The organism is Planococcus sp. ANT_H30 (assembly GCF_008369335.1).
Taxonomy (GTDB): domain Bacteria; phylum Bacillota; class Bacilli; order Bacillales_A; family Planococcaceae; genus Planococcus; species Planococcus kocurii.
On sequence record NZ_VOBJ01000006.1, the window covers coordinates 64,164 to 79,178 of the forward strand.

Sequence of the window (15,015 nt, forward strand, 5' to 3'; positions counted from 1 at the left end):
GAATGTTTATGGGTAAAAGTACTAAGTTTTTTATGATAAGTATCGTTTTGCTGTTTATTTTAGCTGGATGTTCAAACAATGACAACAGTGATGAAAAAACCAGTCATGATAAGTTACAGGTCGTAACGACGTACTCCATCCTTTACGACATTGTTAAAAATGTAGGCGGTGACAAAATCGAATTACACAGCTTAGCACCGATTGGCTCTAACCCTCATGAATACGAAACGTTGCCATTAGATGCGCAAAAAGCAACAGATGCTGATGTGGTTTTCTACAATGGCTTAAATTTAGAAGCTGGCAATTCATGGTTCGAAAAATTAATGGATACCGCTGATAAAAGTGGCGAATCAGCACCTGTTTATAAGATGAGTAAAGGTGTTGAACCTATGTTTTTAACAACTGAAGGAAAAGAAGGGGAAGAAGATCCTCACGCATGGTTAGACCTGCAAAATGGGATTAAATATGCAGAAAATGCAAGAGATGCATTGATTGAAGTAGATCCAGAGAACGCAGAAGAATACAAAAAAAACGCAGAAGAATACACTAGTCAATTGGAAGTACTTCACCAGGAAGCTCTTGATCAATACAGCAAAATTCCAAAAGAAAAACGCGTTTTTGTAACAAGTGAAGGAGCGTTTAAATATTTTAGTAAAGCCTATGATTTCCAAGCAGAATATATTTGGGAGATCAATCAAGAAAACCAAGGGACACCGTCACAAATTACACAAGTTGTAGACAAAATAAATGATCAACAAATTCAAGGATTGTTTTTAGAAACAAGTATTGATGCCCGCAGCATGGAAACAGTTGCAAGAGAAACCGGTATGGACATTAAAGGAAAAGTCTTTACGGATTCAATTGGTAAGCCAGGAGAAGATGGCGATACGTATATCAAAATGATGCAGTGGAATATTGATACAATTTTATCAGGATTGATCGACTGATTTGTGAGAAGCGATTTACAAGTATCCAAAAAGCCGACAAACGTCGGCTTTTTTTAAGAAGGTAACACATGGTTAATAGCATGGAAATATGGAGGTATTTCGTCAAGATAGCGATAACAAGTGAACCGTAAAAATCTTGCGGTTCATAAGAAACCTAAGCTTACAACTACATTTTTTATAAATAGTGAGCAGCTCGTGTTATACTAAAGAACTTAAGGCAGCTAAGCTTTTTGCTCGTAATTGAACGGATGCCAAAAAGCCTCCGCTTACCGATAGAATATGGAGGTGTAACAAAATGAACAAACGATGGACCTTTAAAGAAATTAAAGCATTTGTCGAGAAAAATTCGGACAGTAAATTACTGTCGACTGAATACCACGGATTTTCTCAAAAGCTACTGTTCAAATGCGCATGTGGCAATAACTTTGAAAAAACATTTACGAAATTCAATACAAAAAACCAACGTAAATGTGACGTGTGCCAACCACCAAAAGCGCCACGTGGCGAATAATGAATTAAAAACACTGATTTCTTTAAACAGAAATCAGTGTTTTTTAATAGAGAATTTAGTTGTTCCGAACGTGAATTTGATACTGTGTGTTGGTAAGTGTAAGATAATGACAATCGTAAAAATACTGAAAAGTTGTGATGAATCTGAGACAATCGAATAAAATAACAGCAGGATTATCGCTCTGACTAAAAGAGAATGCATTGTAAGGTAGGTTTTGTATAAACCACCGAGCATGACATGTTTTTCTCCATCAGCGGAAATTTTTAGTGATTTTTTAGTGTAATTTTTGTCGTTAATTGAGGGAGGTTGACGCTCTGAATACATTTTCTGTGTAAGACCAGGGAGTATGAAAGACAGTGAAGCGCTCGTAAACACTAAAGCGATACCTGTCACAAGCATCTAAAAAGCTTGAGCAGTTATAGCAGTTGCACTTAAAGATGCTAAACCGATTAACGTGGCAAGCTTAGAACAAAGACGGGCATCTAAATACTGTCTGTACACACGTCCTTACGCAGCATCTTCTTCATCTCCAGTAAAATTTTGATTGGTAAGAGACAAAATGCTGAAATAACGATATAGTGAAACAAAGTCAGTAGTGCTGCGAGTGTTAGAAGAATGGTATTGCCAATAAATGCATAGCCAGACAAATCAATACGAAAATCGGCTTCCAGCAAAACTGGCATTCCGAAAAATCCAACTAATGCGCCAATAATCAATTGACCACTTGTTTTAAACAGTTTCCTCATGCTAATTCCTCCTCATCGAATTGAAAGATTTCTTGAACCGGTTTATCAAAAATACGCGCAATTTTCGTTGCAACGAGCCATGAAGGCATAAATTCTTCGCCTTCGATCAAACTGACGGTTTGGCGCGAAGTCTTTGTGCATTTTGCCAATTCTGTTTGGTTTATCCCTAAATTCGTGCTTAACTCTTTTAATCTTGTTTTCATGTCTACACCTCTTTAAAGCTAAAGTGCAAACGATATGTTTCAGAAATGACAAGTATGTTAGTCAGAAAGAATAACGAGTCTTTGAAATTTTTTTGGTAAGAATGATTAAAGGAAAACAAAGAAATTCTATATCACCTATCTTCTTGAAATAAGGTACAATCAAATTAGCCTAGGACGTGAAAGGATTTTCTGGTTCTCTCGAGTTAAATCCAATTCCAAATAAGACATTTTGCATGTTCTATTAGATGGCACTAAATCTTATTTTAGCAGCTTAAACTGGTTGACTAGCTATCCATTAAAATAGTAGAGATGAGAGATGTATGATGAAGTTAAAAGGATGGGGTATAGCCTTACTTATAGGCATCGTAATTATTGGGGGAATCATGGCCATTGCTCTTCGTGAAGATGACAATATGGTGATAACTGAGCCTTATGAGGATACTACTAATGCAGTTTATAACTTAAAAGTGAAGTTGAGTCCTAAAGACGACTTTCACATTGAGGCTTCAATTGATGTTACAAATGATTCGGCTGAATCGTGGTCAGATATCGGCTTTTATTTAATACCCAATGCGATGAATTCTGATGAAACAAACGTTTATGAAGGTGACGAAGCGGTTATTGCGATTTCTTCGGTTGTGGTTAATGGTAAAGAAGCTGCGTATACACTTGATAACAACGAGTTAATGGTCGAGCTAGAAAAAGCTTTAGATACGGACGATTTAGTAAACGTAACAGTCGACTATTCGATGACTTTACCTAAAGGCGGTATGCGCTTGTCTCAAGTAGACGATAATTTTTACTTAGCGCATTGGTATCCGATGCTCGGGCAGTACCAAGATGGTTGGAACATCGAAGATTACAATTCAAACGGCGAATCTTACAACACGGATTATGGCGACTTTACAGTAAACTATGCTTTACCGAAGAACTATTTAGTTGCAACTTCCGCAAATGATGGAGAAATCCAACCTACATCAAAAGGGACGGTAACAGGTGAAAACATTAAAGATTTTTATATGGCTATTATGAATCCTGATGAATGGCAAGCAGAAACTGTACAAGCTAACGACACGACGCTTCGTGTATTTACACCGGCGTCACAAAATATGCTAGAAGAAACTTCTTCACTTGCAGTTGACGCTTATGAATATTTTGAAGAAAAAATAGGCGATAATCCTTTTGATGAACTCGATATTATTGGAAACGATGGCTACATGGAATACCCAAACATTATTGAAGTGGCGGCAGATCAGCAATCTCAGGAGTCAGTTTTAGTGCATGAAATTGCGCATCAATGGTTTTATTACCTTGTTACCAATGATCCCTATTATGAATCCTGGTTAGATGAAGGCGTAACAGAATTTAGTAGCTCGTTATTCATCAGCGATCGTTACGATGATGATGAATTTGGATTTTGGGGTGCCTCTTCAGCAGAGCAGTATTACCGGCCAGAAAAATATGTCAATTTACCACTCTCTAAGTTTGGTAATGAGACGTATTATTCTACGATCTATGGCAAAGTTCCAATGGTGCTAAAAGAATATTTTGATGAGAACGGTGGAAGAGAAAGTGCACTTGAATTTCTATCGGCTTATTATGCGGAGTTTCAATTCAAACAAGTAAACACCCAACAATTTAAAACATTTTTTGAAGAATATTTTGAAGGTGATCAAAGTGAATTTTTAAATAATTGGTTGAAATAAAATAGTTAAAGAAGAAATAGGAGCAGCTGGATTTACAGCAGCTCCTATTTTTCTATTTGTAGGTTTATATAACATAGCCATTGACTTTCATTCGAAATAGAATTATGATACAAAGTAGTTATAAAAAAGTGCTTTTATTAAAGTGGTTTGTTTGAAGTTATTTTGATAGAGAGTAGGATAAGTTAAATGAAATTTGTACAGTTTTTAAAAACAAAAGGCGCAACCGGCGCTATTGTTATGGGGATATTTTACGCCATTGCGATGCTAGGCATCTTCCTGCCAGGCTATTCAGCCATTCCTGCAAATATTGATAAGTTACCAATCGCCATTATTAATGACGACAATGGCGATTATGGTGTAGGAATTGCAGATCAGTTAACAGAAAACCTACCATTTAAAAAAATCGAAACCAATCTAACAAATCAACAGGCTTTAGAGGAGTTAGAACACAACAAAGTCGCGTTAGTTGTGCACATTCCAGAAAAATTTTCTGAAAATCTCCAAACAGGAGAAATAACTTCAACGATTGACTTTACAATCAATGAAGCTGGCGCACAATCAGTTTCTTCTGCGATGAATTCAGTTGTAGCGGAAATTAATAACCAATTGAGTACACAATTCTCACAGCAAACAGCTCAAACTGTGTTAATGAAAAGTAATGTCCCAGAAGATCAAGCTGCAGCGTTAGCTGAAAAGATTGAAGCAGCTTATGCAGGGAACATTGTAGCAATCAACAAAGTGCCAGATGGTATGAATAATGGTATGCTGCCCATGTTCTTATCAATGGCGTGTTATGTAGGTGCAATGATAGGCGCCATGCAACTAGTTGGTGCATATAGAGAAAATCGAACAAAAGCAAGCAAGACACGATTATTCAGTTATGTTCAACTGACTGCTCTAATCATAGCCGTTCTTTCGACGGTAGTTGCTTTAGGAGTAACGTATTTGATCAATGGACCAAGTGGTAATTTGTTTTTTGAGCTCGCGGGTCAGCAAATTTTAAACTATATGGTGTGTTTTAACTTTGCCGCAATCGTCATTTTCTTAATCGGTGAAGGAGGCATGATGCTAAACTTGCCAATTTTATTTTTTCAAACATTATCAAACGGTGCAATTATGCCCCGCGAAATGATGTACTTGCCCTACGAATGGATGAGTTATATTTCGCCTATGTATTATTCGGTACAAGCATATACTGCGAATCTATACGGGCATATTAGCACGGCTCCATTTATATGGTCGATGGTGGCTGTTGGTGGAGTAGCTATGCTCATCAACATTTGTATCGTCGCATTTCTCCATAAGCCAGTTGAACTAGAAAACAACAATGCGGATAAGAAAACCAATAAACGGCTCAACCCATCTGAGGTTTCTGTGTAATTTCTGGTACAATTGGAATACGATCTATCTTGAAGGAGTTTTAACATGTCGATTCAAGTCTTTATTTTAAGTAATTTGATGAAAGAAAACAGCTATCCTTATAAATTGAAAAAGCAGTTGTCAGAGCCTATCCCACTGGATCAATTGGGTGGATTGACCGAAAGTAAATTGTATTATCATTTTGAAACTTTAGCCAAAAAAGGATTAATTGAAATCGTTGAAATTATCAAAGAAGAACATCGTCCAGATAAACAAGTGTTTGCGATTACGGCTAAAGGACGTGAAGAGTTACCCAAACTTATTTACAAACTATTTGAAAACACGGATATCGTCAAAGATATGATAGTGGGCTTAATTGGTTTGCAATATGTGGATAAGAAAAAAGTCGTCGACATATTGGAAAATAACGTGAACGAAATCAAGGAACGCTGGAATCAATTGAGCGGGATGGAAGGAAAAGTCCAAGTAACTGAAGAAGATAAGGAATTACGAAACTTTGTTAGAGGATACATTACGGCAAGAACTGACCATAATGTTCAATGGCTAGAAGAATTAATTAATAAAATCAAGCAAGGTGTGCTGTGATTGATTTAGTTAAAGGGAAGGAACTTTTTCAAAGTTCCTTCTTTTTTTATTGCTTTGAAGAGAAATTTTTTGAGACGATAAATGAAGGGATTATTTGAATAAATGGAGAATATAACCTTAAGTCGAGAGGAGATTTTGTGTTCTCCGATTGTCTAGGGAAGAAATTTTAGATTCTGCAAATAACGTGTGAAATTGCGCAAACAAGTTGCTAATTTCCGAAAATAAACGCGAATACTTCCATAAAGCGGTTGGAGTTACCGTGAATTTAGACTTCAAACAAGAGAAAAGACTAGCTTTAATCAGCGTTGTCACACTCGTATTAAAAAAAGATTTCAATTGCTGGGAATAACAACTCAGAAGGAAGGTAAGAAGAATTTGAAAGGGGAATTACCATGTCTCATGACGCAGAATGTCCGTTTTGCAATCCGAGTATCGATTTTAATCAAAAAATCATCTTTGAAAATAACAGTTGTTATTATCTGCAGCATACAGAGCAACAAGAGGTACTACAAGGCAGTGGTGTAATTGTTCCAAAGCAGCATCGTACCAATACGTTTGATTTAACAAAAGAAGAGTGGGGTGACACATACGAACTTCTCCAACAAGCCAAAGATTACATGGAAAGTGAACTTTCTCCAGATGGTTACACCCTTGGCTGGAACGTAGGGGAGGCATCAAATCAGTCGATCAAGCACAGTCATCTTCACGTAATCCCTCGGTTTAACGACGAACCACTTGCAGGCAAAGGGTTACGCCATTGGTTGAAACAACCAGAAAATAGAAGAGTTAGGGATAATTAAAGGTTGAGTTATAAAAGGGGATGCTGTGGAGTGATCATCTCAAGCCACGCAGACTGTAATTTTGAGTGCTGCAAAAAGCGTGATTTTCTGCAACCAAACAAAGTGACACCGCAAACAAACGAGAGAATTACGCAAACAACTCTTACTCTTCCGCAAACAAAGACAATTATATAGATACACCACTTTTAATTCAATATAAAATGATCCATATGAGCTGATACGACAAGATGCATCAATAGCATCGAAGTTTCTGGAGGGGAAGCAGATTTTAAAACAATGGAAGATTCCCGCGATCCTACTAGGATCTTTAGGTATTGCCAATATTGGAGATTTCCTCTACCTAGTTGCTATCAATATCATTGTTTATCAGATGACGGGTTCTGCAGCTGCTGTAGCGGGTTTATGGATGGTCAGTCCTTTAACCAATATCTTGACAAAGTTTTGGACGGGCAGTTTTATAGATTACCGAAGTAAGCGAAAAATCGTGTTGGTGACGATGGTGTTAAGAGCGACTTTTATCGCCATAATTCCTTTTGCACCAAGCCTTTTTGCGATATACGCGATTCTTGTTCTGTTAAGCGTTGCCAAATCATTTTTTGGACCAGCCTCCATGACCTATGTCACAATGCTTGTTCCTCAGCAAAAGCGAAAACGGTTTAATTCACTGCGTTCGTTTACCTCTTCTAGCGCTTTTATTATTGGACCGGCTTTAGGAGGGACACTTATACTACTAACTAATATTTCGGTGACTTTATGGTTAAATGCTGGATTCTTTTTGGTTGCTGCCGTTTTGTTGAGTCTTTTACCGGACACAGAAAAAGTCAAACACGAAAAGATTCCTGCTTTGACTTTTTCACAAGTAGCCAAAGATTTCACTGTCGTTGTTGATTTTATTGGTAGCAGAAAGTACGTTTCTGCAATTTATCTAGGGTTTCTCGTAGTTATGCTATTTTCATTTGCGATGGATGTTCAGGAGGTTGTTTTCACTCAACAAGTAATTGGTCTTTCTGAAATCGAATACAGCTTGTTAATTAGCATTACGGGCATCGGTTCAGTGAGTGGCGCATTATTGCTTTCCTTATTTGCCAATAAAGTTTCGATTCGGGTAATGATGATTATTGGCATGTTGATGATGACAACCGGTTATCTTATTTATGCGTTCTCCTGGTCTTTTGCATCCGTTACTGTCGGCTTTATTATCCTCGGTTTCTTTAATGTGTTCTTGAACGCCGGAATTACGACATTCTATCAAAATAATGTGCCAGTATCTGTGATGGGCAGAGTGACGAGCATCTTTGGACTCATCCAAAGTATTTTGCAACTTTTTTTCATCTTAGTAATTGGTTTACTCGCAGATGTTGTTTCGCTAAAGCTGACAATCGGCTCTCTCGCAATCCTTATGCTGATAACTGCTGTATTGTTCACAATCGCGGTGTTAACTCCGAAATATTCAGATTGGTACGCTGAGGAGGGAAATGAGTCTCGAGAAAGTCAGACTAGTCAGCAAAAAGCATCAGTAATTAAGTAATAAATTTTAAGAATCAGTAAATAAAAGGAGAAATAAAAGATGCAAATAGAAACAAAACGACTAAAAATGATACCGAGTGATAGCCATTCGGCAATAATGATAGCTGCTCAAAATTATAGAAATGGCCCTCAAATTGCCGATCATATAGAAGCGCTAACAAACGATTCAACTTTATATGGATGGGGAAGCTGGCTGGTTTTACGAAAATCCGATGACGTGATTCTTGGAGATGCAGGTTTCAAAGGCAAGCCGAACGCTAAACAAGAAGTGGAAATCGGTTATGGATTTCTAGAAACTTTTTGGCGTATGGGTTATGGAACTGAGGCAGTACGAGGTCTTATAGATTGAGCTTTTAGTACGATGACTGTAAAAACCGTAATCGCAGAAACAGACATAGACAATATTGGTTCTATACGCATATTAGAAAAAGTAGGAATGAAAAAAACAAAAAACACGAGTGATAGAATCTATTGGGAATTAACGAAGCAATAGCATCAGAACGAGGAAAAGACCGGAAGCCGATGCTTCCGGTCTTTTCCTATACAACCCCAATTCTTGACTCGTCTCGGCTCAAAGTTTCTCTAATACCTGATCTATGTTCTCCCATTCATAAATCAATTCGTTCAGAACCGTTCCACCAATTTTGAGTTGAACAGTATCGATTAGCTTGGCACCATAATATTCATAGAAAAATCGTGTTTTATTGTCTTCTAATACTTCAACAAAAACTCTTTCGTAATCCAGGTGTTTGAAAAACAAGAAAAGGTCTTTCAATAACATTTTTCCAATGCCTTGACCTTGATAGTCTTCAAATAAGTAAATGGAAGTCAAATCGCCAGATCTTTCCACAGTATTGCTTTTTCTCTTTGCAGCCGTACCAAATCCAACGATGATGCCGTCGCTAGTTTCTGCAACAATTTTGTGATTTTCTTTTTCTAAGAGGTTTTCTTCCCACAGCTCTATCCGTTTTTCATAAGAAAGGCCGTTAAGGAAATCACTTGACATAATTTCTTTGTATGTGGTTCTCCAGCTGTCCACGTGGACTTTTGCAATAGCGGATGCATCCTTTTGTTCTGCTTTGCGTATATGCATGTGCTCACTCCTTTTGTGATTTAATGATTAATTTATTGGAATTGGCTTTCATGTATAAGTTCTATATTTTTAAATAATAGCATAGTGGCAACTTTAAAAGTAAAGTATAATTTTAAATATTAATAGGAAAATTTCTCTTTAAAACTAATGAAATAAATAAAAAAGGAAAATAACTAATATTTTTCTTGATTTTAAATATATTTAAGATTAAGATAATAATAAATACAGAAATATCTGAAAGGTGGAATTTAAGTGGAGGTACTCAAAGATAAGATTACAGATTTTAATATGAACTTTTTCAATTTAGCGGGGAAAGTAGCAATGGTAACAGGAGGGAATTCTGGTTTAGGACAAGGTTTTGCATTGGCATTGGCTAAGGCAGGAGCAGATGTTTTTGTTGTAAGTATGGCCGAAGATAATGATGTAACCAAAAATTTAGTTGAAGCAGAAGGGGTAAACTATCATTTATCAATCGCAGATATTACAAAAGATGGTGTCTGTAAAAAATTGGTTGAAGAATGTTTGCAGACATTCGGCCAGATTGATATTTTGATGAACAATGCTGGTATAGGCATAAACGAGCCAGACGTTACAAAATTTACGCGTATACAATGGGATAAAATGGTTTCTGTTAATTTGACTGCACCGTTTGAGTTGGCCAGTGAAGTGGCCAAGCATATGATTCCAAGGAAAAGCGGGAAAATAATTAATACTTGTTCTTTATTTTCTTTCTTAGGTGGACAGTGGTCTCCAGCATACGCTGCAACAAAACATGGCTTAGCTGGTTTTACAAAAGCTTATTGTGACGAATTAGCACAATTTAATATTCAAGTAAATGGAATAGCGCCAGGGTACTTTGCAACGGATGTGACAAAAGAAACTAGATCGAATCCTGAATCAAATCAACGCATTTTAGATCATATTCCTGCTAACAGATGGGGCAATATTGTTGATTTGATGGGCACGATTGTTTATTTGGCCTCAGATTCATCTAATTATGTTAATGGAACACTAGTAACAGTAGATGGTGGGTATCTAGTTAGATAAATATAAATTAAAAGGAGATTGATATTAAGATGAGTGTTCAAAAAAACGTAGAAGAACTAAAATCAATTGTAGCTCAAGAGCAGATTATTACGGATCAAGCTGAATTATACGATGCATCTGCAGATAGATATAAAAAATACGCAAAAACAAAAAATGTATTAGAAGTGCCATTGCCACTCGCAATTGTTTATCCATATACAAAAGAGGAGGTAAAAGCTTTACTCAGCTATTGTAACGAGAACCAAATCAACGTCATTCCGCGAAGTGGTAAAACCGCTACAGAAGGCGGCTTAGAAAACTGGAAAGAAAAAACGATAGTCATAGATGGATCTAAAATGAATAAAATTCTTAAAATAGACACTTATAATATGCAAGCAACTACAGAATCTGGTGTGAAATTACAAGATTTAGAGGATAAATTGCGTAAATTGGGTTATACAACTGGCCATTCTCCACAATCCAAACCAGTCGCGCAAATGGGCGGGTTAGTAGCAACACGGAGCATAGGACAATTTTCAACATTATATGGTGCAATTGAGGACATGGTTGTTGGACTGGAATGTGTATTTCCAGATGGTCATATTTCAAATATCAAGAATGTACCGAGACGTTCGGGTGGTCCAGATATTCGCCATATTGCCATTGGCAACGAAGGGTCTTTATGTTATATCACTGAAGTAACTGTGAAGATATTCAAATTTTATCCAGAAAACAATACATTCCACGGATATCTTGTAGAAGATATGGAATCAGGTTTAAAGATTTTGAGAGAAGTTATGGTTAATGGGTATAGACCATCTGTAGCTAGACTTTATTCTGAAGAAGATGCTAGGCAACATTTCAGACATTTTTATAAAAATAAATGCGTTTTGATTTTTATGACTGAAGGACCTGCTGGAATTGTAAAGGCAACAAACGAAGGCATTGTTGAAGCCGTTGAAAAATACAAGTCAGGTATTATTGAAAAAGTGGATGCTTCACATATTGAAAATTGGTTCAATAACTTGAATTGGGAACAAAGTCGTATCGATGAAGAAATTCAAGATATGATTCGTAATAATGCTCATGACGGATTTACAACAGAAATATCAGCGGATTGGGAAAATGTTATCAAAATTTATAATAACGTTATGCACAGAATAAAAGAGGAATTTAACAGAGTTGAAGATTTAACAATGTTAGGTGGTCATTCTTCACATAGTTATTTAAATGGAACGAATATGTATTTTGTATATAATTACACGATTAACTGTGAACCGAAAGATGAAATGTTGACTTATCATCATCCAATTCACGAAATTATTATTGAAGAAACTTTGAAAATGGGTGGGTCTATGTGCCACCATCATGGTATTGGTAAATACCGTTCTGAATGGACGAAACAAGAACATGGCTCAGCCTACTATATGTTAGAAAAATTGAAAGAAGCATTTGATCCGAACGGGATTATGAATCATGGCACTATCTTTCCGCAAGAAAATGAAATTAAGAAATATATTAGATCTAAAGAATAATTAACTTTTACTAGGTAAATTTTTAAAAAGTGGTTGATAAAAGTCTCCTTGATTAGAAGGTATTGTAGTAAATTATCATTCTAACAAGGGGATTTTTATCGTTATGATAATGAATAGAAAGGTAGGACTAGTATTATGAATGACAGATACATTATGGGAATTGATAATGGGTCACAAAGCACAAAAGTAGTACTTTTTGATCTACATGGTAATGAGGTGTCAATTGGTTCATGCGCATTAAAGGAATATTTAACACCTGAACCTGGTATCGTGGTTCATCCAGATGATGATTTGTGGGATAGTGTGAGTGTGGCTATAGAAAATTGTTTAAATAGTTTCACTGGAGATAGAAAGGCAATCGAAGGAATTGGATTATGCACTATTAGAAGTTGCAGAGTCTTGCTAAAAGAGGATGGATCACTTGCATACCCTGTTCTAAGTTGGATGGATCAGAGGTTGTCAAAACCCTATCAACATGAAAATGACCAAGTGAAGTATGTTACGACCACTTCAGGGTATTTAGGATTTAAATTAACGGGAGAATACAATGATACAGCTGGAAACTATGAGGTGAATTGGCCTTTAAATCGTGAAACTTTAGATTGGTCAACAGATGATCGCGTAATTGCAGCTGAAGGGTTAAAAAGAGACATGTTATTTAATTTGGTGAAACCTGGAGAAACTCTTGGTCAATTGAGAAGTGACATTGTTGAAAAATTTGGCTTTAAGGAAGAGATTCCAGTTGTTGCAACATCGAATGATAAAGCTGTTGAAGTACTAGGTGCAGGGATAAAAGATGATCATACGTTGATGGTATCGCTTGGCACATATATTTCATCCATGTTATTAAAAGATGAGAACTTTGAGAACGCTTCCAATTTCTTCCCTACTTTAGCGGCCATGCCCTTTAAGTATACGTATGAATCGAATGGCATTCGACGTGGAATGTGGACTGTTAGTTGGTTTAAGAAACTGATTGGCGAAGAATTAGAAACAAACGCTTCAAACTTAGATATTTCAGAAGAAGATTTTTTAAATTTGAAAGCTGAAGAAATACCTCTAGGCTCCGAAGGGTTAATTACAATTTTAGATTGGTTAGCCAGCCCTACGATTCCATATAGAAAAGGCATCATGATCGGCTTTGACCAAAGGCATACCAGATATCATATTTACCGATCTATATTAGAGGCAATTGCTTATAACATTAAAAACAATACTGAAGATATGTTAAACGAGACGAATGCCAATATAAAAGAAATTATTGTTACTGGTGGGGGGGCGAAAAGTGATGTGTTGATGAAAATAATATCAGATGTGTTTGGCCTACCAACACATAGACGTAAAGGGAGCAGTAGTTCTAGTTTAGGAGCAGCAATAAGTGTTTGTGTAAATCTAAAGATTTATCAAAATTTCCAAGATGCAATCGATCATATGGTTAAAACAGATGCACTCTTCGTTCCTGAATCTAAGAATCATGCGTTTTATTCTGAGGTAAATGAAAAAGTTGTCAAGAATGTCAGAATGCATACAGATGAAATTCTAAAATTAACTTATCCTATATTTCAATAAGAAGAGAGGGATTTTTGTGGGATCTAGTAATTTGAAAAGATACTTCCAATTTGCACTCATTGTATTAGCGGGAGGATCTATATTTCCATTAATCTATTTAAGAACCAATTATCAAGAAACAATTTTAGAGGTATATGGCATCAGCTTATCCGATTTAAACATTATTTTATCGGCATTAGGAGTTGCGTATGTTGTTGGTTATTTCCCTAGTGGATGGATTGCGGATAGATTTTCGGCAAAAAAATTATTGTCTATATCTCTACTAGCTGTAGGATTAGCAGGTATATGGTTTGCGCAAGTTCCAAGTTATCCGTACATTATTATAATATTTATCATTTGGGGTATTTTCTCCGTATTGACATTTTGGTCAGCCCATCTTAAATTAGTTAAATTAATTTCTAAAAAAGAAGAGGAAGGTAGATTTTTTGGGATATTAGACGGGGGTAAGGGTGTAATTGAGGCCGTACTTGCTAGTATTGCAGTTTATATATTTTCGGTAGTACTGGGAAACAGCGATGCGTTGTCAAGTAAAACAGATGCATTAGTTTCTGTTATTTATATGTATTCTGGTGTCTTAATTTTAGTTTCTATTTTAATAATGATATTTGTGCAAGTGGATGATCCTGGTTTAGAAAAAAGAAAAGAAGAAAAGAAAACCAGAGAAAAATCGACGGTGAATTTAAACGCTTTTAAAAAGGTGTTTACAAATAAATCTGTATTGCTACTCGGGGGGATTATCTTTACGTCCTATATTGTCGCATGGACAGTTTATTATGTGGGCGGATTTTTACAAACTAATATTGGTATTACAGCTGCAGCGGCAGGAACGATAACGGTGATGATGTTGTGGATGCGTCCTATTGGTGGAGTATTAGGCGGATTTCTCGGAGATAAATTCGGTAAAAGTTTAATTCTAATAATTTCGTTATTAATGGCTGTTATTGTTTTATTCGTAATAGCACTGCTTCCTACAGGAATACCACAGGTCTATTTTAATATCTTAGTTCTTTTAATCGGCTTGTCAGTATATTCGATACGTGGACTGTATTGGTCACTTCTAGGTGATTGTGACGTAGAAGAGGAAGTCTTAGGATTATCAATTGGGTTGATCTCGTTTATTGGGTATTTACCTGATATTGTATTACCACTCATTGTCAGCGGTTTAATGAGTAGTTATGGGGATACTGGTGGGTATAATGCGTATTTCATATTCAGTGCAAGCGCTGGTATTATGGCAATTGCGTTCACAATCCTCTTTAGCAGGAATGTTAGGAAAACGAGATTAGCTGCACAAATAAAGGAAGTAAGTTCTTGAAATAATAAAATGGATATTCAGAATACGATGAGAGTTGGCTTCAAGCCAATTCTCATTGTTTTTATTTATCTT

Annotated in this window: 15 protein-coding genes and 1 pseudogene; 12 read left to right on the forward strand and 4 right to left on the reverse strand. The window is 36.3% G+C overall.

The window, feature by feature from the left end; all coding sequences use genetic code 11:
• Nucleotides 1-8: 8 nt before the first annotated feature.
• Together FQ085_RS12965 and FQ085_RS12970 are read left to right on the forward strand one after the other, a co-directional pair.
• Complete coding sequence (locus FQ085_RS12965) at nt 9-947, forward strand: metal ABC transporter substrate-binding protein (RefSeq protein ID WP_149456801.1); 939 nt, start codon at nt 9-11, stop codon at nt 945-947.
• Between the two features lie 295 nt (nt 948-1,242).
• Nucleotides 1,243-1,458, forward strand: coding sequence for a hypothetical protein (locus FQ085_RS12970; RefSeq protein WP_058385191.1), 216 nt, complete (start codon nt 1,243-1,245; stop codon nt 1,456-1,458).
• 33 nt (nt 1,459-1,491) lie between these two features.
• On the opposite strand, the gene FQ085_RS18470 is transcribed toward FQ085_RS12970, so the two are convergent.
• The 3 genes from FQ085_RS18470 to FQ085_RS12985 all read right to left on the reverse strand — a co-directional run bounded on the left by FQ085_RS18470 (nt 1,492) and on the right by FQ085_RS12985 (nt 2,407).
• Nucleotides 1,492-1,857, reverse strand: coding sequence for a DUF3169 family protein (locus FQ085_RS18470; RefSeq protein ID WP_082707563.1), 366 nt, complete (start codon nt 1,855-1,857; stop codon nt 1,492-1,494).
• Between the two features lie 83 nt (nt 1,858-1,940).
• Nucleotides 1,941-2,204, reverse strand: a complete 264-nt coding sequence (locus tag FQ085_RS12980) for a hypothetical protein (protein ID WP_058385192.1) — start codon at nt 2,202-2,204, stop codon at nt 1,941-1,943.
• On the reverse strand, nt 2,201-2,407 hold the full coding sequence (locus FQ085_RS12985; RefSeq protein ID WP_058385193.1) for a helix-turn-helix transcriptional regulator: 207 nt from the start codon (nt 2,405-2,407) through the stop codon (nt 2,201-2,203). The genes FQ085_RS12980 and FQ085_RS12985 overlap by 4 nt, the downstream gene beginning before the upstream one ends.
• Nucleotides 2,408-2,727: 320 nt before the next feature.
• Between FQ085_RS12985 and FQ085_RS12990 the strand changes: the two genes are divergently transcribed.
• The 6 genes and pseudogenes from FQ085_RS12990 to FQ085_RS13015 all read left to right on the forward strand — a co-directional run bounded on the left by FQ085_RS12990 (nt 2,728) and on the right by FQ085_RS13015 (nt 8,898).
• A complete protein-coding gene (locus FQ085_RS12990) occupies nt 2,728-4,113 on the forward strand; it encodes a M1 family metallopeptidase (protein WP_237150140.1) in 1,386 nt (461 codons plus the stop codon).
• Between the two features lie 186 nt (nt 4,114-4,299).
• Nucleotides 4,300-5,493 (forward strand): YhgE/Pip domain-containing protein, encoded by a 1,194-nt coding sequence (locus FQ085_RS12995; RefSeq protein ID WP_058385195.1) that lies wholly within the window; start codon nt 4,300-4,302, stop codon nt 5,491-5,493.
• Nucleotides 5,494-5,538: 45 nt separating this feature from the next.
• Nucleotides 5,539-6,078 (forward strand): PadR family transcriptional regulator, encoded by a 540-nt coding sequence (locus tag FQ085_RS13000; RefSeq protein ID WP_058385196.1) that lies wholly within the window; start codon nt 5,539-5,541, stop codon nt 6,076-6,078.
• 392 nt (nt 6,079-6,470) lie between these two features.
• Nucleotides 6,471-6,878 carry an HIT family protein gene (locus FQ085_RS13005; protein ID WP_058385197.1) on the forward strand — a complete coding sequence of 136 codons (408 nt, stop codon included), beginning with the start codon at nt 6,471-6,473 and terminating at the stop codon, nt 6,876-6,878.
• Nucleotides 6,879-7,143: 265 nt separating this feature from the next.
• Nucleotides 7,144-8,406, forward strand: a complete 1,263-nt coding sequence (locus FQ085_RS13010) for an MFS transporter (RefSeq protein WP_149456802.1) — start codon at nt 7,144-7,146, stop codon at nt 8,404-8,406.
• Between the two features lie 39 nt (nt 8,407-8,445).
• Nucleotides 8,446-8,898, forward strand: a pseudogene (locus FQ085_RS13015) (GNAT family N-acetyltransferase).
• 78 nt (nt 8,899-8,976) lie between these two features.
• Here FQ085_RS13015 and FQ085_RS13020 read toward each other — a convergent pair.
• Nucleotides 8,977-9,498, reverse strand: coding sequence for a GNAT family N-acetyltransferase (locus tag FQ085_RS13020; protein WP_149456803.1), 522 nt, complete (start codon nt 9,496-9,498; stop codon nt 8,977-8,979).
• 252 nt (nt 9,499-9,750) lie between these two features.
• On the opposite strand from FQ085_RS13020, the gene FQ085_RS13025 reads away from it, so the two are divergent.
• The 4 genes from FQ085_RS13025 (at nt 9,751) to FQ085_RS13040 (ending at nt 14,943) form a co-directional block, all read left to right on the forward strand.
• Nucleotides 9,751-10,545 carry an SDR family oxidoreductase gene (locus FQ085_RS13025; protein WP_316834440.1) on the forward strand — a complete coding sequence of 265 codons (795 nt, stop codon included), beginning with the start codon at nt 9,751-9,753 and terminating at the stop codon, nt 10,543-10,545.
• 29 nt (nt 10,546-10,574) lie between these two features.
• Nucleotides 10,575-12,059 carry an FAD-binding oxidoreductase gene (locus FQ085_RS13030; RefSeq protein ID WP_058385201.1) on the forward strand — a complete coding sequence of 495 codons (1,485 nt, stop codon included), beginning with the start codon at nt 10,575-10,577 and terminating at the stop codon, nt 12,057-12,059.
• A 135-nt stretch (nt 12,060-12,194) separates the two neighbouring features.
• Complete coding sequence (locus FQ085_RS13035) at nt 12,195-13,628, forward strand: FGGY-family carbohydrate kinase (protein WP_058385202.1); 1,434 nt, start codon at nt 12,195-12,197, stop codon at nt 13,626-13,628.
• Nucleotides 13,629-13,644: 16 nt separating this feature from the next.
• Complete coding sequence (locus tag FQ085_RS13040; protein WP_149456804.1) at nt 13,645-14,943, forward strand: MFS transporter; 1,299 nt, start codon at nt 13,645-13,647, stop codon at nt 14,941-14,943.
• The last annotated feature ends 72 nt before the right edge of the window (nt 14,944-15,015 follow it).